The sequence below is a fragment of the Nitrospirillum amazonense genome (assembly GCF_029594735.1).
In the GTDB taxonomy this organism is placed as follows: domain Bacteria; phylum Pseudomonadota; class Alphaproteobacteria; order Azospirillales; family Azospirillaceae; genus Nitrospirillum; species Nitrospirillum amazonense.
In genome coordinates this window covers 650,514-669,284 of record NZ_JARPAF010000001.1, presented here as the reverse complement: position 1 = coordinate 669,284, position 18,771 = coordinate 650,514, and the positions used below count along the sequence as shown (strand labels likewise).

Here is an 18,771-nt window from a genome sequence, read left to right as displayed (position 1 = left end):
GGGGGTGGACTCAAAAACGAAGTGCGACTTTCCTTGGTTATCAGGGCTTTGCCAGGAGTTTCCCACGGGATTGCACTGGCGAAGAGTGGTAGTGAGAGATCTGGCAGGTTCAGGAAGGCAGAAAGATGCTCGATAGCGCTTCCCATGATAATTTGTAAGATAAGATTCCTTATGGCAGGAGCAGAGCCTATGCGGAGGAAACGAAGGGCGACCGGGGTCAAGCTGTTTTCCAGCTTCATAGGAATCGCGCTCTTCGCTGTGTTAGGGACAAGCAGCGCCTCGACAGCAGTATCGTCCCTCCCCTCAATCACTTATACGATATCTCCGAAAGCCGATGCCGGTCAGTTAACCGGAATATTAGTAGAGGTCATGTTGCCGATCGGCGCGACGGGTGACGTTGTTCTTAACTTACCTGAAGAATGGGGCGGTACTGACAAGCTCTACCGATATCTTTCACCCATCAATGTAATCGGAGGGTCGATTGTAGCGCTGTCACAAACACACCTTAAGGTTTCGGCCCCGCCGGGCCGGAGCGTCACACTGCGCTATGCTGTATCCAGTGCCTATGACCACGAGCCGAATGCGAAGGATGCCATCCTCACGGCCGGACCTATGATCCGCTCGGACTGGTTCACCGGCATGGGCGACCAATTTATCGTCGGCCTCAAGGACCGCGACACCGCGCCGGCAACGGTACGCTGGAAAGGCTGGCCGAAAAGTTGGGTGACGGTATCGAGTGAGGATGCCCGCGTCTCAACTGTCGCCGATGTAATCGGCGCCAGCTTCATCGCCGGACGGGAGGTCATGATACGGAGCCGTCCGATCAGCGGAGGCACGCTTCGCTTCATAAGTCACGGTTCTTTTGAATGGAATGTCGATGCGTATGCTGATCGCGTAGCGCGGACGATCGATGCCGAGCGCAGATTCTGGGGTGGCATCTCGGGCAACTACACAGTGACCATGATCGGCTTGGCGCCATCGCTGGGGTTCAGTTCGTCCGGGGGCACAGGTCGAAACCACGGCTTCGTCCAATATGCCTCTCCGGATACGCAGATGCCCGTCCTTGAGCGGAATATAGCGCACGAACATATGCATAACTGGATACCGCGCCAAGTCGGAGAGATGCCAGACACGGATGGCGAGGCATCAGTCTATTGGTTCAGCGAGGGGTTCACTGATTTTTATACAGGAAGGACGCTGTTACGCTCAGGTCTGTGGTCACCGGAGCAGTTTACGGACAACCTAAACGAAGTCATCACCCGCCTCGCAACGTCGAAAGCTCGCAACTACACCAACGCCCAAGCGGCGAAAGAGGCATGGTCGGATCAGGACGTGCACCAACTCGCCTATGATCGCGGGCAACTGTTTGCGTTCCTGCTTGACCATGCATTACGGCAGGCTGGAAAGCGCGGACTGGACAGTGTCATGCTTCTAATGCGCGACCGCTGGCAGGCTGCGCCCGCGAACGCCAAACCGCCCGTGATCGCAAATCTGCTCTCCGCTGCCGATGCCGTTGCTTTCGATATGCGGCCGATGCTCGCAAAGTACATTGATGCGGGCGAAACGATCACATTGCCGGCGGACCTCTTCGCCAATTGTGCCACGATCGCGGATGTGAAACTGGCGGAGTTCGACCTTGGCTACGATCGCGTAGCTACGGGAAAAAGCGGTGGCGTGTTTGCCGGGGTTCAGCCGGATGGTCCTGCCTATGCCGCCGGACTGCGCGACGGTATGGTCAGATTGGCAAAGTTGAGCGGAACGATGGGCGTCTCGACAACAGCCTGGAGTTTCCGTGTTCGCGACGGTGCCAGTGAGCGGGTCATCACCTACTATCCAAGGGGCAAGAAGCTCATTGACGGTCAGGAGATGCGCCTAACGGCATCGCTCTCCCCCTCCCAACGCAAGCAGTGCGCGCTATCTATGAGCGGTGCCTGATTGCATGGGGCTCCCGTTTGGGAACGACGATGCGACCTACGTGACCTGGCAGGTCGATGCCCTGGTCGGGCGGCAGGAGATCACGCGCGTGCATGATGAGGGTCTTCCGTCGCTAGGCTCCCGGCACCCGCGTGGCGCCCGCCGCCGGGCGCGTGCTTGACCGCGGCGGGGCATTTACTCCCGCACGCACTCATAGGCGCCATTGGAAATGGCCGTGATGTTGTCCACTGTCACCGGCACGCTGCTGCGAAACCCGGCGGGGCAGACGGCCATGATCCGCCAGCCGCCGTGCGGCGTGGCCCAGGTGGCCAAGGTCTGGCCGCTGTCCAGCGTGTCCAGGCGCAGGGTGTTCGGATTGGTGCTGCGGCGCTGTTCCAGGGTGATGGGCTGGGAACAGACGTTGGTCATGAGGCGCACGCCGGCGTCGTCCGGATCGGGCTCGGTGTGACGGCAGCGCTCCGCCTGCGGCAGCGTCGCCTGTCCCAGATCCCAGGGCGTGGCCGTCACGTCAAGAGAGGGACGCCGGTCAGGCGGCAGCGTGGTTGTCAGGGCGAAGTCCGGGTTCTGCCGCGCCGTGGACCAATCAGCGCGGATCAGGTCATAAGCCGTGGCCTTTTCTCGCCCCGGTTCCGTCGCCACGTCGGGTCGCACCCCCACCCCTTCCCAGCCCTCGCCGCCGTCCGGCGCCCGCAGCAGCTTGGTGGGCAGGAACAGCGACAGGCCGCCGGGCAGATCTTCCAAATGGCCGGCGATGCCCGCACCGGCCGTCGTCTGGCCTACGATGGTGGCGCGCCCCGCCCGCTGCAGGCCGAAGGCGAACCCCTCCGCCGCCGATCCGGTATGAGCATCGACCAGGATGTAGAGCTTGGCGTCGGCCAGACGGCGGCCGGGAACGTAGCCGTAGGTCCACTCCTGTTCCTCACGGGCCGGATCGCGGTGTACCCCCCTGACCAGCAGGCGCTCCTGCCCCAGGGGGAAGAAGTAGGTCGCCAGGAACACCCCGATTTCGCCATTACCGCCGCCGTTGCCGCGCACATCGATGATGACGTAATGCGACCGGGCGGCAAGCGCCATGGCGGCGGCGGCGCTGGCGAAGCCGGCCTCATTGGCCGTCCACGGGCCTGGCGAGCGGATGGTCGTGACCGGAAGGTCGGGATCGACGGTAACGGCGGCGATGCCGTGGTAGGGGCCGGCCACCACCTCCTCCGTGCCCGGGCCGTCGCCAGGGGTAGCGTCGCACCGTACGCTCAGATGCAGGTCGGCATGCTCGGCCCGCAAATCCTCGGTCAGCCTCTTGGCCAAAGGGCACGGCGCCTGCCCATCATAGCGCCCGGCCTTCAGCCCGCGCGCCAGCACCTTTCCGTATCGCGCGGAAATGTCGGGCAGAGGATAATGGTCGCGCAGCAGGCGGCTGATGGTCGCCACCGCATCCGCCACCTGCCCATGATCAAGCGGCGCCGGCCCGGCATCGGCGGCCCCAACCGCCGTACTGATCAGCAGGCAGGCACCGGCAAGAAGCGTCAGGGCGCGTGACATGGGACGACGGGCGATCCAGGGTGAGGAAACGCCCCCATCCTATTGATGGTGCAAGATTCGTCACCCCTTATGCGACCAGTGGCGAATTTGTCGCACATCTCAGTTCAGGAGATAGATCCCGGCGTTCAGCGCGGAGGCGAAGGCGACCCAGGCGGCATAGGGCAGGAACAGCAGGGCGGCGATCCGGTCGCTGCGCCAGGCTGTGGCGATGAAGGCCAGGATGGTGACCAGCAGCAACAGGATGACGGCCAGCGCCAGCCCCGTCAGGTGGGCGGCGAAGAAGATGGGCGACCAGCAGAAGTTCAGCAGCATCTGGATCCACCAAAGCCGCATGGGCCGGCTGTCCCTGTCCCGCTGCCATGCCACCCATCCGGCGATGGCGATCAGCACATAGAGGGTGGTCCAGGCGGGCGCGAACACCCAATTGGGCGGCGTGAAACCAGGCTTCGCCAAGCGCAGGTACCACAGGCCGGGCACCGTCAGGTAGCCGATGGCAAGGCCTATGCCCAGCACCAGGACGACGAAGAGGATGAGGGCCCGGGAAACCGACGATGGCGCCGGCGGTTCATCCTCATAGGGCGTCATGGGCGCTTTCCCTAAATGATGTCTACCCAACGGTGTCTACCAAGGCATTGGTACACAATAACTTCGCGACTGTCGCGCCCGTTCCATGCGCCCCGTTCGATGCCTGGTTTGTCAGGGGCCTAGTGGTCAGGCCCCCTGCAGCCGTTTCAGCAGATCCGGCGACCAGGTAGCCAGCCGGGCGCCGTGCGCGTTGGCCTCCTGCGCCACCTGGTTATAAAGCTCCAGCAGCTTGCGCGGGTCGAGCAGGCAATCGTTGAAGGCCGCACGGCCGAAACGCTTCTCCACCAGCACGGCCATTTCATAACCCACGGTGTACCAGGCGCCTTGGGCATCGCCCCAGAAGGGTGCCGCGCGCTTCATGATGTCCGCGTCCTGGGTCAGCTTGTCGTCCAGGATGTCCAGCAACAACTGCTGGACGGCCTCAAGGTCGGTGGCGAAGCGCTGCATGTCGCCGTCCCACCTAGCGCGGACGGGGGCATCGTCCTCCCAGTGGGGGTGCCGGTCGGCGCCGGCGGCGGCCAGCATGGCCTCCCCCTCGCCGAAGGCGCTGAGCCAGTTGACGGCGCGCTTCACATTGGCGGGCAGCCCCGCCTGCAGTTCCTCCTGCCGCGCCGCCAGGCTTTCCAGGCCGATGTGGTGGCATTCATGGGCCACCGTGTTCTCGAACTGGTCCCGCGATTGCCGGTTGACGGCCAGGAAGATGGCCGGGCCGCCGCCATCATCCGCTGCCGCAGCAGCGGGTTTTTTCCACACGAAGCTGTTGCGCTGCGGCTTGATTTCCGGAAACACCTGGGCGTGGATGCTGGCGCCGGTCGGCAGCCACGCCAGAACCCCGGCGCCCAGCCGGGCCATGTCCGCCTGTTTCATGGCGGCCAGGGTCGATGCCCAACCCAACCGCTGCTCCGCCGCTTCCGGCGACAACAGGAAGCGCTGGAAATCCTCATCGGAAAGGGGTCGTCCCATCGCGGCCTCCCGCGCCTTCAGCCACTGATAGGGCCGGGTCGCGAACAAGCGGTTCCAATCCGCCGTGGTGACCGGCTCATGCGCCGCGCTCTTGTCCAGGATGCGCAGGGCCTCGTCCGCCTCCGACGTGTCGAGTGCCAGCGCCACCGGCGCCTGGGCCATGGCCGTGCCAGCCAGGAAAAGCCACGCCCCGACGATGGCGGAATACATCGATCCGTTCATGCCCTGCCTCCCTCCAGTCCAGGGCCAAAAATACCAGGATGCGGTTCGGCGCCCCAGACCGCTTGCCGGTGCCCGGTTGGGGCCACTCGTCACGCGGCCACCTTCTCCACGTCGGCATTCGATGTCATGATCGGGCCCGCCGTGAACCCGTGTGAGGGAGATGTGGGCTTGGTTGGACGCGCGCCGTACCGCATCGCCTTGGGCGCCCGAACCTGGACATTCGCCGACCTCAAGGATCTGATGGCCAAGGCGACGCCCCCCCGATCGGGCGACCGGCTGGCCGGTATCGCCGCCCAGTCGGCCGAGGAAAACGTGGCGGCCAAGATGTGTCTGGCCGACCTGCCGCTGAAAACTTTCCTGACCGAGGCCCTGGTGCCCTATGAGGAGGATGAAGTCACCCGCCTGATCCTGGACCGGCACGACGCGGCGGCCTTTGCCCCGGTGTCGCACCTGACGGTCGGCGGCTTCCGCGACTACCTGCTGTCGGACCAGGCGACGACGGACGCGCTGGCTGCGCTCGCCCCCGGCCTGACGCCGGAGATGGCGGCGGCCGTGTCCAAGATCATGCGCAACCAGGACCTGATCCTGGCGGCGCGCAAATGCACGGTCGTCACCCGCTTCCGCAACACCATCGGCCTGCCGGGCACGCTGGCCGTGCGGCTGCAGCCCAACCACCCGGCGGACGACCCCGCCGGCGTGGCGGCCAGCATCCTGGACGGCCTGCTCTATGGCTGCGGCGACGCCGTCATCGGCCTGAACCCGGTGTCGGACAGCCTGTCGGTGCTGGCCGACCTGGCGCGCCTGATCGACGGCGTCATTCAGCGCTTCGCCATTCCGACCCAGGCCTGCATCCTGACCCATGTCACCACCAGCATCGAGCTGATGAACCGGGGCGTGCCGCTGGATCTGGTGTTCCAGTCGGTGGCGGGCACTCAGGCGGCCAACCAGGGCTTCGGCGTCAGCCTGGCCCTGCTGCGTGAGGGCATGGAAGCGGCCCAGGCGCTGAAGCGCGGCACGGTGGGTGATCATGTCATGTATTTCGAGACCGGCCAGGGCAGCGCCCTGTCCGCCGGCGCCCACCACGGCGTGGATCAGCAGACGCTGGAGGCGCGGGCCTACGCCGTGGCGCGGGAGTTCCGGCCCCTGCTGGTCAACACGGTCGTGGGCTTCATCGGGCCGGAATATCTCTATGACGGCAAACAGATCATCCGCGCCGGGCTGGAGGACCATTTCTGCGGCAAGCTGCTGGGCCTGCCGCTGGGCTGCGACGTCTGCTACACCAACCATGCCGAGGCCGACCAGGACGACATGGACACGCTGCTGACCCTGCTGGCCACGGCCGGCGTGTCCTACGTCATGGGCGTGCCGGGGGCGGACGACGTCATGCTGAACTACCAATCGACCTCCTTCCACGATGCCCTCTATGTCCGGCGCCTGCTGGGCCTGAAGCGCGCGCCGGAGTTCGAGGCCTGGCTGGCCGCCCTGGGCATCACCGGTGCCGACGGCCGACCCCTGCCCCAGCCGCCCAGCCAGCCTTTGCTGCGGGGATGGCGCTGATGGACAAGCCGACGGTCACGCCCGACGCTTGGGCGCACCTGGCCGCTGCCACGCCGGCGCGCATCGCCCTGGGCCGCGCCGGCGACAGCCTGCCGACGGCGGAGGTGCTGCGCTTCGCCCTGGCCCACGCCCAGGCGCGCGACGCCGTGCACACGCCCTTCGACGCCGCTGGCCTGATGGAGCAACTGGCGGCCCTGGATCTGGCGCCGGTGGCGGTGCACAGCGCCGCGCCAGACCGCGCCACCTACCTCAACCGCCCGGATCTGGGTCGCCTGCTGGATCCGGCGGGCCGGCAGGCGCTGGCGGCCTTGCCCACGACCAGTCCGGACCTGGCCATCATCATCGCCGACGGCCTGTCGGCAACGGCGGTGCATCGCCAGGCCCTGCCCCTGCTGACCGCCTTCCTGCCTTGGGTTCGGCAGGAGGGCTGGCGCCTGGCCCCGGTGGTGGTGGCGTCCCAGGCGCGGGTGGCCCTGGGCGACGCGGTGGGCCAGGCGCTGGGCGCCCGCGCCGTGGCCGTGTTGATCGGAGAGCGGCCGGGCCTGTCCGCCCCCGACAGCCTGGGCGTCTACCTTACCCTCAACCCCGCGCCCGGCCGCCTGGATGCCGAACGCAACTGCCTGTCCAACATCCGCGACGGCGGCCTGTCCCAGGACCTGGCGGCCTTCAAGCTGGCCTGGCTGCTGCGCCAGGCGCTGCGCCGCCAGGTGACGGGCGTGGCCCTGAAGGATGAAAGCGACCGCTTGCTGGTCGATGGCAGCAGCCCCATGTTGCTGGCGGACTGAGGGAGAGGATGGCCGTGCTGCGGACAGGTTTGGTGGCGTTGTCGATGATGGCGCTGGCTTCAGGGGCCCAGGCGGAAGCCGGCCGCATAGAGGAACGGACCCTGCCCTACGCGCCGCTGCCGGCCGACCTCAAGGCGGTGGATGAGGTCATCAAGGCACCGCTCAGCGACGACTTCGTGGCCAAGACCTACACCGCCCCGGACGGCCGTACGGTGCCCTATCGCCTGCTGGCCCCCGCCACGGTGGCGGCCCAGCCCATGGCTGCCAAACTGCCCCTGGTGGTGGTCCTGCACGGCTCCGGCAGCATCGGACAGGACAATGCCGGGCAGATGACCGGTTTCGCCAAAGCCTGGGCCCTGCCCGACCTGCGCCGCCGCTTCCCCGCTTATGTGGTGGTACCGCAGGTGGACGCGCGCAGCGCCGACTACGCGCCAGGCGGCGACGGCCTGTTGGCATCCCACCCCGGCGCCTCCCTGCCTGCGGTGCTGGCCTTGGTGGACGATCTGGCGGGCCGCCTGCCGGTCGACCCGGCGCGGATCTATGTCGTGGGTTTCTCCATGGGGGCGTCCGCGGCGCTGGATGCGCTGGTGGCGAAGCCCGGGCGCTTCGCCGCGGCGGTCGCCTTCTCGTCCGTGCCGCCGGACCGGGCGCAGGCCGCCGGGGTGACGGCCGTGCCCACCCTGCAGGTGCATGGTGACCAGGACACCGAGAACCCCTACGCCCCCGACCACGCCTGGGCGGAGGCGGTGGCGGCGGCCGGCGGTGTACCCGTCTTCCTGCGTTATCAAGGCATGGAGCACCGGGTGCCGCCAGACATGATCCTGGCGCCCGGCTGGCGGGAATGGCTGTTCGCCCAACGGCTCACGCCGGCCGTGCCGCCCCTGCCTTGACGGGCCGGCCGTAGCGGGCCAGCAGGGTCAGCACCGCCTCGTCGATCACCCGGCCCACTTCGGCATCGTCCACCACCTGGTCCGCGGCCAGGAAGGTGGGCCAGAAGATCAGGTCGTTGATCATGCCCAGGAACTGGCGCGCCGCCAGCGGCACGTCATGGATGTCCATAGTGCCGGCGGCGATCTCAGACCGTAGATAGGCATGCAGGCGGTCGAGGTAGGGTGCCTTGCCCCGCAGGAACAGGGCCTGGCCAAGCTCCGGGAAACGCGGCGCCTCCGCGATGATGACGCGGAACAAGGGGCCGGTATCGGGCTGGCGCAGCTTTCCGGCATAATCGTGGCCGATGGCGGTCAGCCCGGCGGTGGGGTTGCCGGCCGGCGGCAACGGGCGCTGCAGTTTCGGATCCACCTCCCACAGCTCCTCCATGATGCCTTCGAACAGGGCGGCCTTGGTGGGAAAGTGCTTGAACAGGGTACCGGTGGAGATGCCGGCCTCCCTCGCCACATGGGCCAGGGTGGTGCGGTCGTAGCCGTGGGACAGAAAGGCCCGGCCGGCGGCGGCCAGGGCCGCCGCGCGCTTTTCTGACTTCACACGTTCCCGGTACTTTTCCACAGCCATGGCCGACACTTCCTCAATTCCAGCCGCAAGCCGCCTGTATACCGGCGGTTGCGGCTGGGGTTAAGGGTACAGATGTTCCCCTTCAGAGAACGCTTTTAAAGGGGGCCATGGTCCGAATGTGGCAGGAGAGGGCGGGCGGCGAAGGCGGTAGTGTTGATGCCCAGACTGTGGCGGGTGGCGGATGAGACATGATCCATCCGGCCCATCGATAACAACGCATGGGTTTTATCGATTTTCCTTTTACCCCCGGACCCCGGTCTAATGCGGCCCCAAGACGGGAGGAATAAAGACGCCAGCGTAGCCGGGTCGTGAACCCGGGCGTTCCCGTCGTCAGTAGCGGTACAGACAGGAACCGGCAGCATGGCCCGCACCTTCATCGACATCTCCGTCACCCTCGACAACGACGTGGTGGCCGACCCGCCCTTCATGCGCCCGCATATCGAGTATCAGACGCATAAGGACACGCTGCATGAGCTGACGGTGTTCTTCCCCGATCTGGACCCCAACGATATGCCGGATGCGGAGTTCGCGGCGGCCGAGACCGTGCGCCTATCCACCCACAACGGCACCCATCTGGATGCGCCCTGGCACTACGCCTCCACCATGAACAAGGGGCAGCGGGCGATCACCATTGATGAGGTACCGCTGGAATGGTGCTTCAACCCCGGTGTGAAGCTGGACTTCCGCCACCTGCCCGACGGCCACGTGGTCGGCGCGGCGGAGGTTGAGGCGGAACTGGCCCGCATCGGCCATACCTTACGGCCGCTGGACATCGTGCTGGTCAACACCCGTGCCGGTTCCCGCTATGGCCATGGCGACTTCCTGGGCGCCGGTTGCGGCATGGGGCGGGAGGCGACGCTGTACCTGACGGAACGCGGCGTGCGTGTCACCGGCACCGACGCGTGGAGCTGGGACGCCCCCTTCCCCCACACCGCCAAGAAGTTCGCCGAGACAAAGGACGTCGGCCTGATCTGGGAGGGCCACAAGGCCGGCCGCGACATTGGCTATTGCCACCTGGAAAAGCTGCATAACCTTGAGGCGCTGCCCGCCACGGGCTTCACCGTCAGCTGCTTCCCCGCCAAGATCAAAGGGGCGTCGGCCGGCTGGACCCGGGCGGTGGCGATCATCGACACCTGACGCTGCTGTTCCTCATCCTCTAAGGTACCGGCTGGGCGGTACCCCCAGCAGACGCTTGAACATGCTGGTGAAGGCGGCGGGGCTGTCGTAGCCGAGATCCAGCGCCACTGTCGTCACCGCCTCGCCCGCCGCCAGCCTGGGCAGGGCCGCGAACAGGCAGGCCTGCTGGCGCCAGGCGGCGAAGCTGAGACCGGTTTCGCGGCGGAACTGGCGGGTGAAGGCCCGGCGGCTCATGCCCAGGTCGTTGGCCCAGCCGTCGATGGTGGCGTGCGGGTCGGGATCGGCCACGAAGGCACGGCAGCGGGCCGCCAGCCGCCCGTCGGTGGGCAGGGGCATGGACAGGGGTAAGACGGGCAGCGACGGCAGCTCGTGCAGCAGCAGCCCCATGATCAGGCTGCCCCGGCTTCCCTCCTTGATTTCGGCGGGCAACTCCGCCGCCTCGATCAGCAGCGCGTGGACCAGGGGGGAGATGCCGACCACCTGGCAGCGTTCCGCCCGGGGATCCAGGGCGCCTTCCTCCCGCGCCGGGGGCAGCACGGCGGGGGCGATGTACAGGCTGCGCATGGCGCCTGGGCCCGCGACCACCTCCACCTCGTGCACCACGCCGGCGGGTATCCACACCGCCCGCTCCGGTGGCACCATCCAGGTTCCCTGGGCCGTGGCCACGGTCATGACTCCGCATATACCATACAGCAACTGACAGCGGCTGTGCTGATGCGGCGGCAGGATAAAGCCCTGCGGATAATCGTTGCCCACGGCAAAAACCGGGGCTGGCAATTCCTCCAACGTCAGGGACCGGACGTTGCGCACCATGGTGTTGGCCCACTCTCACAGGAAATTGGCCTGACCCCGTAAGCGGGCCGGCGCCTTGGCGGGTAGCTTGTCCATTGCCCGCTGAAATGCAAGCCGCGTGAGCGGCGGGGACTGTGGGATGGGCGCTGTGAAAGAGGGGGGAATGTTGGTGACTCAAGCACAAGGCGTTGTTGAATCTGGGCCGGCTTCAGGCGCGGGCATGGATGTCGGCCCGGCGGCGGCGGCCAAGGTGGGGGGTACCGTGTTCTCGGTGCTGGGGGCCATCAGCTTCTGCCATCTGCTGAACGACATGATGCAGTCCATGCTGCCGGCCATCTACCCCATCCTGAAGGGCAGCTTCGACCTCAGCTTCAGCCAGGTGGGCCTGGTGACTCTGGTCTACCAGATCACCGCCTCGCTGCTGCAGCCCTTGATCGGCCTTTACACCGACGCCAAGCCCAAGCCCTATTCCCTGTCGATCGGCATGGGCTTCACCCTGGTGGGCCTGGTGCTACTGGCGACGGCGCCCAGCTTTGTCCTGGTGCTGGCGGCGGCGGCGCTGGTGGGCACCGGTTCCTCCGTCTTTCATCCTGAATCCTCGCGCGTGGCCCGCATGGCCTCGGGCGGGCGGCACGGCCTGGCGCAGTCGCTGTTCCAGGTGGGCGGCAACGCCGGTTCCGCCTTGGGGCCCCTGCTGGCCGCCTTCATCATTGTCCCGCACGGCCGGGGCAGCATCGCCTGGTTCTCCCTGGCCGCTTTCCTGGGCATGATCGTCCTGGCCAGGATCGGCCTGTGGTACAAGCGCAACGCCAAGCCCAAGGCCGCCAAGGCGGTGAAGGAGGATCTGACCGGCCTGACGCCGCGCCAAGTGGGGCTGGCCTTCGCCATCCTGCTGGCGCTGATCTTCTCCAAGTATGTCTACCTGGCCAGCATCACCAGCTACTTCACCTTCTATCTCATCCAGACCTTCGGCGTTTCGGTGAAGGCGGCGCAGTTGCACCTGTTCATCTTCCTGGGCGCGGCCGCCGTGGGCACCATCGCCGGAGGTCCCATCGGCGACCGCTTTGGGCGCAAGCACGTCATCTGGTGGTCCATCCTGGGCGTGCTGCCCTTCACCCTGGTCCTGCCCTACGCCAACCTGTTCTGGACCAGCGTGCTCAGCGGTGTCATCGGCGTGTGCCTGGCCTCTGCCTTCCCGGCCATCGTCGTCTATGCCCAGGAACTGATGCCGGGCAAGGTCGGCACCGTGGCCGGCCTGTTCTTCGGCCTGGCCTTCGGGGTGGCCGGTGTGGCCGCCGCGGCCCTGGGCTGGTTGGCCGACCTGACCAGCATCACCACCGTTTACAAAATCTGCGCCTACCTGCCGGCCCTGGGCATCCTGACGGTATTCCTGCCGGATATCGAAGGGGCGATGAAGCGGGCGGGCCAGGCGGGGTAAGGGATTACGGTGTCTTGGCGCGCTCTATGAAATAGTCCTCGCCCTCATAGAGATAAATGGCCTTACCGTCGCCCAGGAACAATACTCGGCCGACGGGACCTTTGTCACAGGCGAGCCGCGCATCAATGACTGACCCCTTCTGAGGAATAAGATTCTTGGCGCTCTTGGGCAAGTTGCTACCAAAGAGTTTCATGACTTGGTCGCCGGGTATGGTCCGGTTGGGATAAGAGGCATTGGCGCAGGTGATTGAGAATGGATCCGTGAACGACGTCGGAGCGAAGACGAGTTTGGTTCCCACTTCCTCTGGTCGCCTGTCAGCGCAGTCTTTGCAGAGGACTTTGGTGATGGTCCAGGTCCCGAACATTTCGAGCGAGCCTTGAGTATTTCCCATCGGCCTGACATGAACACCTTCATCGGCAGTGGCGTTCGATGCTGAAGCAGTGAAAATAAGAGCAAAGGCAAGTAGCAATCTCATTGGTATCGACCCTGCTTGTCGTCAATGCGCTTTGCGCTCAATCAAAAAGTCGACGCTCTCGAAGAGATAGATTGCCTTGTCACCCCCCAGGAAAAGCACGCGGGCGTAGGGGCCGCCGCCGCAGTTCAGGCGCGTGTCTGTGACAGTGCCGCCGGCGGGAAGCAGTTTTTGGGCACCCTTAGGTAGTTTGAATAGTTTTACCGCCTCTAGACTGGATAGTGCCCGGTTCGGATAGGCCACGTCTGAGGCGCAAGTCGTTGAGAAGGGATCGGTAAACGCGGTGCCGGAAAGAATAATTTCCGTACCGACCTCTGCCGGCTGCCGGCCCTTGCACTGGCTGCACAACACTTTGGTCACGGTCCAGGTCCCGAACATTTCGGGCGAGCCTTGAGGGTTGGCCATTGGTGGCAGAGCAACATCCGCTTGGACAGCAGCGGTCAGCATCATCCCCATTGCGAAGACGGTTGCAGCCAACAGCTTCATTGTGCAGGCCCCTTGTAGCGAAAGAACTCCTTCTTGCGTGGCCACCACCAGGTATCAGGTACCTTGACCCGACCAACGCCTTTGGACTGCATCCCTACGAATTCAGACGACGAGAGCATGATGGCGACATGGGCGGGGAAATCATGCTTGATACCGTTCTTGGTCACTTCGTATGGAACCTGACCTTTTGGAAAATAGACGATATCGCCTACCTGAGGTGGTCCTAGCACGGGCTCAAAACGTAGCCGATCCGCCGCGATTGCGCTGAGGATTCTCGAACGAAATGCGGATTGACGGTCTTGATGGCCAGCCAAACGAAGTATGAGCAGTCAAACGCGCCATCTGAAATAGGTGGAGTCGCATAGGCCGCATCCGATTTTGTGCTCCAAAGATTGAGTGCAGCAGTGGCTATACGTTCGGAAACAGAGGGTGGTGGCTGCTGGTCCATCGCGCGTCACGTGGAGGTTCGTTCAACGCAACAATGGTTGTATCGCTGGCGCCGTCTTCAAGGGAGCGGAGATCAAAATAAGGGGCCGCCCCCACGGACGGCCCCCTCTCCACTTGCTTTTAGCTGACACCGGGCCTTACTTGGCCTCGGCCGTCCAGGTGTTCAGCCAGCCCAGCACCTCCTGGTGCCACTGGACGGAGTTCTGGGGCTTCAGCACCCAGTGGTTCTCGTCGGCAAAGTACACCAGCTTGCTGGGCACGCCCTTGCGCTGCAGGGCGGTAAAGGCGCCCAGGCCCTGTTCGAAGGGGATGCGGAAGTCGCGGCCGCCGTGGATGATCAGCTGCGGCTTCACCCACTGGTCGACGTGGTTGGCGGGGTTGAAGCGTTCGTACCCGGCCGGGTTCTCCCAGACCTTGCCGCCGTTCTCCCATTCGCTGAACCACAGCTCCTCGGTGGAATAGCCCATCATGCGGTTGTCGAAGACGCCGTCATGGTTGACCAGGCACTTCCACGGGCCGTTCCAGTTGCCGGCGATCCAGTTGATCATGAAGCCGCCGTAGCTGGCACCCAGCGCGCAGGCCCGGTCGCCGTCCAGGAAGGGGTACTTGGCCAGCGCCGCGGCCCAACCCTTCTGCAGGTCCTCCAGCGGGCGGTCGCCCCAATGCTGGCTGATGGCGTCGGTGAAGGCCTGGCCGTAGCCGGTGGAGCCGTGGAAGTCGATCATGACCACGGCATAGCCCGCACCGGTGTAGGCCTGCGGGTTCCAGCGGAAGCTCCAGGCGTTGCCGAAGGAGCCCTGGGGGCCACCGTGGATGATGAAGGCCACCGGGTACTTGTGGCCTTCCTGATAATTGGCCGGCTTCACGACATAGCCGTGGACCGTTTCGTTGTTCCAGCCGGGGAAGCTGAACTGCTCATAGGCGCCCAGGGCGACGTCCGCCAGCTTGTCGGCGCCCACGTGGGTCAGCTGCTCCGCCTTGCCGCCCTTCAGCGACACCTTGTAGGCCTGCGACGGGCCGGACAGGCTGTCGGCCATGTAGACCACGCCCTTGTCGCCGCCCTTCACCAGGTCGATGGCCGTCACATGGCTCTCGCCGGTCAGCGCCTTCACGGCACCCGACTTCACGTCGACGGAGAACAGCTTGGACTGGCCCACGTCGTAGGCCGTGGTCAGCAGCGTGCGGCCATCGGCTGTCCAGGCCAGCGTGTCGGCGGAGCGGTCCCAGCTGGGGTCGATCTCGCGCGTCTCGCCGCTCTTCAGGTCGCGGACCATGATGCCGAAGCGGTCGGCCTCGAAGGTCGGCCGCTTCATGGCGCGCCAGGCCAGCTTGGACCCGTCGGGGCTGAACACGGGCCCCGTGTCCATGGCGGCGTTACCGGCCGTCAGGTTGACGGGGGCGGCGCTGCCGTCCATGGGGACCTGCCACAGGTCCAGGTTGGTGCTCCACGGCTCCGTGCGACCGGCCAGGCGGGCGGTGAAGACCACCGTCTTGCCGTCCGGGCTGATGGTGATCTCGCTGTCGTCACCGAAGGGCTTGCCCGGCGCGTCGCCGTCGAAGCCCTTCATCAGCGGCACGGGCGCGCCGGTGGCGACACCCTCGCCGTTCAGCGCCAGGGCGAACAAATGGTTGCGGGTGCCGTCGGCCCACTCATCCCAATGACGGACGAAGACCTTGTCGAACACCACGCCGGTGGACTTGGCGATGTCCGTCGGCTTGGCCGGCTTGTCGCCCGTCTCGGTGCCGGGGAATACAGCCATGGACACGACGATGTGCGTGCCGTCCGGCGCCAGGTTGAAGCTGCCCACGTCCAGCGGCAGGGCGGTCACCTGGGTGGCCCGGGTGCCTTCAGCATCCGTCTTCCACACCTGCTGGCTGCCCGACCGGCCGGAGAGGAAATAGAGGCTCTTGCCGTCGGCCGACCAGCGCGGGGTGCTGGCGCCACCATCGGAAATGGCAAGGCGGTGGCCGTCGCCCTTGCCATCGATCTCTTTCACCCACAGGGAGTGGGTGGCCTTGTTGTTGGCGTAGTCGACGGTGCGGACGTCGAAGGCCAGCAGACGACCGTCAGGCGAGACGCGCGCGTCGCTGGCGCGGTCCATCGTCGCCAGTTCCATCGGCGTCAGGCCGTGCTTGGCTGCCTGCGCGTCGGCCGGCGTGGCGGCCAGGGCCAGCGTCAACGCCAGCGGCGCGCAGAAAGTGACGCGCCGGGCCAGGCCCAGGGCGGAAACGGATCGGTCCATCAAGCTCTCCAGAAAGGCAGGAACCCCATCGGCCTTTGCGGCCGCTTGGCGGCCGTCATAACCCAAAACGCTTCCCAAGCCTACCGCCCAGCGGCGTCGTACCACCACCTGCCCCGGTACCCGTCCCGAAACAACCAGCCGGCCAGGCCACCCAGCGCCCCCGTGAAGACGGACAGCGCCGTCCCCAGCGCCAGGATGACGGCGGGCACGTCGCCCAGCCGCCACGACACCAGAATGCCTATGAGGGCGCAGGCGCCGCCCACCAACGCACCGCCCATGACAGCGATGGACAGCCCGGTCCGGGTACGGCCGTAGAGGAAGCCGGCAAGGGCGGAGATGGCCATGCCCCCCACGGCGAAGAAATCGGCGATCACCGGCACGTAGTGGCCGGCCACCACCATGCCCACCTGCAGCGCCGTGCCGGCCAGCGTAGCACGGAACAAGATGCTCCCCGGCATGGGCGTCGGTTTCCTCCCGTGATGAATGAGACGATCCTGAACCATCGGCGGGGACAGCACCACCCACAACAACGGCGGAAAAGGTTACAGACCGCACCCGTCCCTGCCGGGAAAACCGCCGGATCGGCCGCCGGACGCCCCTCCCCGTCATCGGGTGGCCATGCTACGAACCCGCAGGTACGCTGGGGTTGGCGCGTTTTCGATGTCATGACAGGTTGACTGGCACGCCTTCTGCTATGCTGGTCGCTACCAAGCGTACGCGTACCCAGGAACGCCGGCAATGATCGGCGGCCTTCGATCCAAAAGCCCGGGAGGCACCTAAGATGAAGTCCAAGAAGACTTTCGTTTCCGCCCTATTCGGCGCCAGCGCCCTATCCGCCGTCCTGGCCATGCCGGCCGCCGCCGAGGATGTGGTGCGCCTGGGTAACCTGAAGCTGGCCCACTTCGGCGCCGTGTCCTACACGCAGATGCTGACCGACTGCGGCATCAAGGTGGAGGAGCGGATTTTCGCCAAGGGCCCCGACATCATGCAGGCCATGGTGGCCGGTGAGCTGGACGTGGGCGCCACCGCGTCCGAGGCCGCGATCTCCGGCCGCGCCGCCGGCGCCCCCATCTACATCGTCGCCGGTTTCGCCAAGGGCGGCGCCCGCCTGGTGGCGGCGCCCGAGGCCAAGGTGACCAAGGTCGCCGACCTGAAGGGCAAGAAGGTGGGCGTCACGCGGGGCGGCATCCAGGAGGTGCTGCTGGCCGCCGAGCTGGCGCAGAACAACCTCACCTGGTCCGATCAGCCGGGCAAGGACGTGCAGATCGTCTACCTGAACTATCCGGACCTGAACCAGGCCCTGATGCTGAAGCAGCTGGACGCCATCATGCAGACGGAACCGCAGGGCTCGCAGGCCGTGAACGGCGGCTTCGGCGTCGAGGTGATGAAGCCCTACGACACCGCCATCGGCACCCCCGTGCGCACCCTGGTGATGTCGGAGGAGTTCCATGACAAGCACAAGGCCGTGGCCGAGAAGTTCATGCGCTGCTTCGTGAAGGCCACCAAGACCTTCATCGACAAGCCGGACGTGGCGTCCAAGTATGTGCGCGAGACGCTGTTCAAGAAGCAGCTGACCGAGGCCGACTTCAACAGCGCCATGGGCAACGCCCAGTACAGCTATGACATCGATCCGGCCCAGATCCAGATCACGGGCGAGACCATGGCGAAGTATGGCGTGTCCAAGATGGCCAAGGTGCCGACCGCCACCGATTACGTGAAGCTGGACCTGCTGGCCGATGCCAAGAAGGACCTGGGCATCCAGTAAGCGCCTGGGCCCGCCGCCACCCAAGCGGCGGGCCTTTTCCCATCCGCCCTTTCCGCCTTTAAGGGGAGTACCCGAATGCGGCGTAACACTTGGTTGGCGGCCCTGCAGGGGGCTGTCGTGCCGCTCGTGCTGCTTGCCATCTGGCAGGCGGCGTCCAGTTCCGGCCTGGTCAACGCGAAGATCCTGCCCTCGCCCGTGGCGGTGGCCGTGCGCTGGTGGGCCTATCTCGCCCCGGCCGAACCATACGATCCCGCGAACGGCGGCTACGTTGCCTGGCTGTTCTCCGGCGAGCTGATCATGGACGCCATGGGCAGCCTGTACCGCGTCGTCATGGGCTTCCTGGTGGGGGCGGTCCTGGCCCTGCCGATGGGCCTGGCCATGGGCGCCAGCCGGGCCGCCTTCCGCTGGCTGAACCCGCTGGTGGAGGTGCTGCGGCCCATTCCGCCCATCGCCTACATCCCCCTGTCCATCCTGTGGTTCGGCCTGGGCAACCCGCCGGCCATCTTCCTGATCTCGCTGGGCGCCTTCTTCCCCGTGCTGGTCAACACCATCGCCGGGGTGCGCCAGGTGGATGGCATCTATTTGCGCGCCGCCCGCAATTTGGGCGCCGGGCCGCTGACCATCTTCCGCCGCGTCATGCTGCCGGCAGCCACGCCCTACATCCTGTCGGGCGTGCGCATCGGCATCGGCACCGCCTTCATCGTCGTGATCGTGTCGGAGATGATCGCTGTCAATAACGGCCTGGGCTTCCGCATTCTGGAGGCGCGGGAGTACTTCTGGTCCGACAAGATCATCGCCGGCATGCTGACCATCGGCCTGCTGGGCCTGGCCATCGACAGCGGCGTCACCCGCATCAACAACCACCTGCTGCGCTGGCACCGCGGGCTGGAGCACTGAAC

At 65.9% G+C, this 18,771-nt stretch carries 19 protein-coding genes; 8 read left to right on the top strand and 11 right to left on the bottom strand.

Translation table 11 applies throughout. The features are described 5' to 3' along the window. Nucleotides 1-239: hypothetical protein (locus tag P5F91_RS02820; RefSeq protein ID WP_277906429.1), on the bottom strand; the 239-nt coding region annotated here is incomplete at its 3' end. Between the two features lie 130 nt (nucleotides 240-369). Between P5F91_RS02820 and P5F91_RS02815 the strand changes: the two genes are divergently transcribed. Next, entirely contained in the window at nucleotides 370-1,935 is a 1,566-nt protein-coding gene (locus P5F91_RS02815) for a M61 family metallopeptidase (RefSeq protein ID WP_186454885.1), read from the top strand. A 174-nt stretch (nucleotides 1,936-2,109) separates the two neighbouring features. Here P5F91_RS02815 and P5F91_RS02810 read toward each other — a convergent pair whose 3' ends face one another. The 3 genes from P5F91_RS02810 to P5F91_RS02800 all read right to left on the bottom strand — a co-directional run bounded on the left by P5F91_RS02810 (nucleotide 2,110) and on the right by P5F91_RS02800 (nucleotide 5,241). Then, on the bottom strand, nucleotides 2,110-3,471 hold the full coding sequence (locus tag P5F91_RS02810; RefSeq protein WP_277906428.1) for a S41 family peptidase: 1,362 nt from the start codon (nucleotides 3,469-3,471) through the stop codon (nucleotides 2,110-2,112). 99 nt (nucleotides 3,472-3,570) lie between these two features. Then, entirely contained in the window at nucleotides 3,571-4,056 is a 486-nt protein-coding gene (locus tag P5F91_RS02805; protein ID WP_145612564.1) for a TspO/MBR family protein, read from the bottom strand. Nucleotides 4,057-4,182: 126 nt separating this feature from the next. Further along, nucleotides 4,183-5,241, bottom strand: a complete 1,059-nt coding sequence (locus tag P5F91_RS02800; protein WP_145612565.1) for a DUF5700 domain-containing putative Zn-dependent protease — start codon at nucleotides 5,239-5,241, stop codon at nucleotides 4,183-4,185. Nucleotides 5,242-5,481: 240 nt separating this feature from the next. On the opposite strand from P5F91_RS02800, the gene P5F91_RS02795 reads away from it, so the two are divergent. From P5F91_RS02795 to P5F91_RS02785, 3 genes are read left to right on the top strand one after another with little or no spacing between them, the layout of a single operon-like run. Beyond that, nucleotides 5,482-6,798 (top strand): ethanolamine ammonia-lyase subunit EutB, encoded by a 1,317-nt coding sequence (locus P5F91_RS02795; RefSeq protein WP_246134529.1) that lies wholly within the window; start codon nucleotides 5,482-5,484, stop codon nucleotides 6,796-6,798. Continuing rightward, nucleotides 6,798-7,583 (top strand): ethanolamine ammonia-lyase subunit EutC, encoded by a 786-nt coding sequence (gene eutC, locus P5F91_RS02790; protein WP_277906427.1) that lies wholly within the window; start codon nucleotides 6,798-6,800, stop codon nucleotides 7,581-7,583. Before P5F91_RS02795 ends, eutC begins: the two co-directional genes overlap by 1 nt. A gap of 14 nt (nucleotides 7,584-7,597) precedes the next feature. Then, nucleotides 7,598-8,473, top strand: a complete 876-nt coding sequence (locus P5F91_RS02785; protein WP_277906426.1) for a carboxylesterase family protein — start codon at nucleotides 7,598-7,600, stop codon at nucleotides 8,471-8,473. On the opposite strand, the gene P5F91_RS02780 is transcribed toward P5F91_RS02785, so the two are convergent. Beyond that, the gene (locus tag P5F91_RS02780; protein ID WP_277906425.1) at nucleotides 8,445-9,092 is read right to left on the bottom strand and encodes a TetR/AcrR family transcriptional regulator; all 648 of its coding nucleotides are present in this window, start codon (nucleotides 9,090-9,092) and stop codon (nucleotides 8,445-8,447) included. The genes P5F91_RS02785 and P5F91_RS02780 overlap by 29 nt on opposite strands. A 360-nt stretch (nucleotides 9,093-9,452) precedes the next feature. Here P5F91_RS02780 and P5F91_RS02775 point away from each other — a divergent pair, with 360 nt between their 5' ends. Further along, the gene (locus P5F91_RS02775; RefSeq protein ID WP_277906424.1) at nucleotides 9,453-10,229 is read left to right on the top strand and encodes a cyclase family protein; all 777 of its coding nucleotides are present in this window, start codon (nucleotides 9,453-9,455) and stop codon (nucleotides 10,227-10,229) included. Between the two features lie 12 nt (nucleotides 10,230-10,241). Here P5F91_RS02775 and P5F91_RS02770 read toward each other — a convergent pair whose 3' ends face one another. Next, on the bottom strand, nucleotides 10,242-11,042 hold the full coding sequence (locus P5F91_RS02770; RefSeq protein ID WP_145612571.1) for an AraC family transcriptional regulator: 801 nt from the start codon (nucleotides 11,040-11,042) through the stop codon (nucleotides 10,242-10,244). A 199-nt stretch (nucleotides 11,043-11,241) separates the two neighbouring features. Between P5F91_RS02770 and P5F91_RS02765 the strand changes: the two genes are divergently transcribed. Then, a complete protein-coding gene (locus P5F91_RS02765; RefSeq protein WP_145612572.1) occupies nucleotides 11,242-12,459 on the top strand; it encodes an MFS transporter in 1,218 nt (405 codons plus the stop codon). A 4-nt stretch (nucleotides 12,460-12,463) separates the two neighbouring features. Here the strand turns inward: P5F91_RS02765 and P5F91_RS02760 are convergent, their stop codons facing one another. The 5 genes from P5F91_RS02760 to P5F91_RS02740 form a co-directional block, all read right to left on the bottom strand. Next, on the bottom strand, nucleotides 12,464-12,934 hold the full coding sequence (locus P5F91_RS02760; RefSeq protein ID WP_145612573.1) for a hypothetical protein: 471 nt from the start codon (nucleotides 12,932-12,934) through the stop codon (nucleotides 12,464-12,466). Nucleotides 12,935-12,955: 21 nt separating this feature from the next. After that, nucleotides 12,956-13,417: a hypothetical protein gene (locus P5F91_RS02755; RefSeq protein ID WP_145612574.1), complete on the bottom strand. Its 462-nt coding sequence runs from the start codon at nucleotides 13,415-13,417 to the stop codon at nucleotides 12,956-12,958. Continuing rightward, complete coding sequence (locus P5F91_RS02750) at nucleotides 13,414-13,584, bottom strand: hypothetical protein (RefSeq protein WP_186454887.1); 171 nt, start codon at nucleotides 13,582-13,584, stop codon at nucleotides 13,414-13,416. The genes P5F91_RS02755 and P5F91_RS02750 overlap by 4 nt, the downstream gene beginning before the upstream one ends. A 417-nt stretch (nucleotides 13,585-14,001) precedes the next feature. Next, nucleotides 14,002-16,107 carry a S9 family peptidase gene (locus tag P5F91_RS02745; RefSeq protein ID WP_277906423.1) on the bottom strand — a complete coding sequence of 702 codons (2,106 nt, stop codon included), beginning with the start codon at nucleotides 16,105-16,107 and terminating at the stop codon, nucleotides 14,002-14,004. Nucleotides 16,108-16,187: 80 nt separating this feature from the next. Next, nucleotides 16,188-16,565 carry a hypothetical protein gene (locus P5F91_RS02740; RefSeq protein WP_277906422.1) on the bottom strand — a complete coding sequence of 126 codons (378 nt, stop codon included), beginning with the start codon at nucleotides 16,563-16,565 and terminating at the stop codon, nucleotides 16,188-16,190. 323 nt (nucleotides 16,566-16,888) lie between these two features. Here P5F91_RS02740 and P5F91_RS02735 point away from each other — a divergent pair, with 323 nt between their 5' ends. Both P5F91_RS02735 and P5F91_RS02730 read left to right on the top strand, forming a co-directional pair. Next, nucleotides 16,889-17,872 (top strand): ABC transporter substrate-binding protein, encoded by a 984-nt coding sequence (locus P5F91_RS02735; RefSeq protein ID WP_145612577.1) that lies wholly within the window; start codon nucleotides 16,889-16,891, stop codon nucleotides 17,870-17,872. A gap of 75 nt (nucleotides 17,873-17,947) precedes the next feature. After that, the gene (locus tag P5F91_RS02730; RefSeq protein ID WP_145612578.1) at nucleotides 17,948-18,769 is read left to right on the top strand and encodes an ABC transporter permease; all 822 of its coding nucleotides are present in this window, start codon (nucleotides 17,948-17,950) and stop codon (nucleotides 18,767-18,769) included. Nucleotides 18,770-18,771 lie beyond the last annotated feature (2 nt).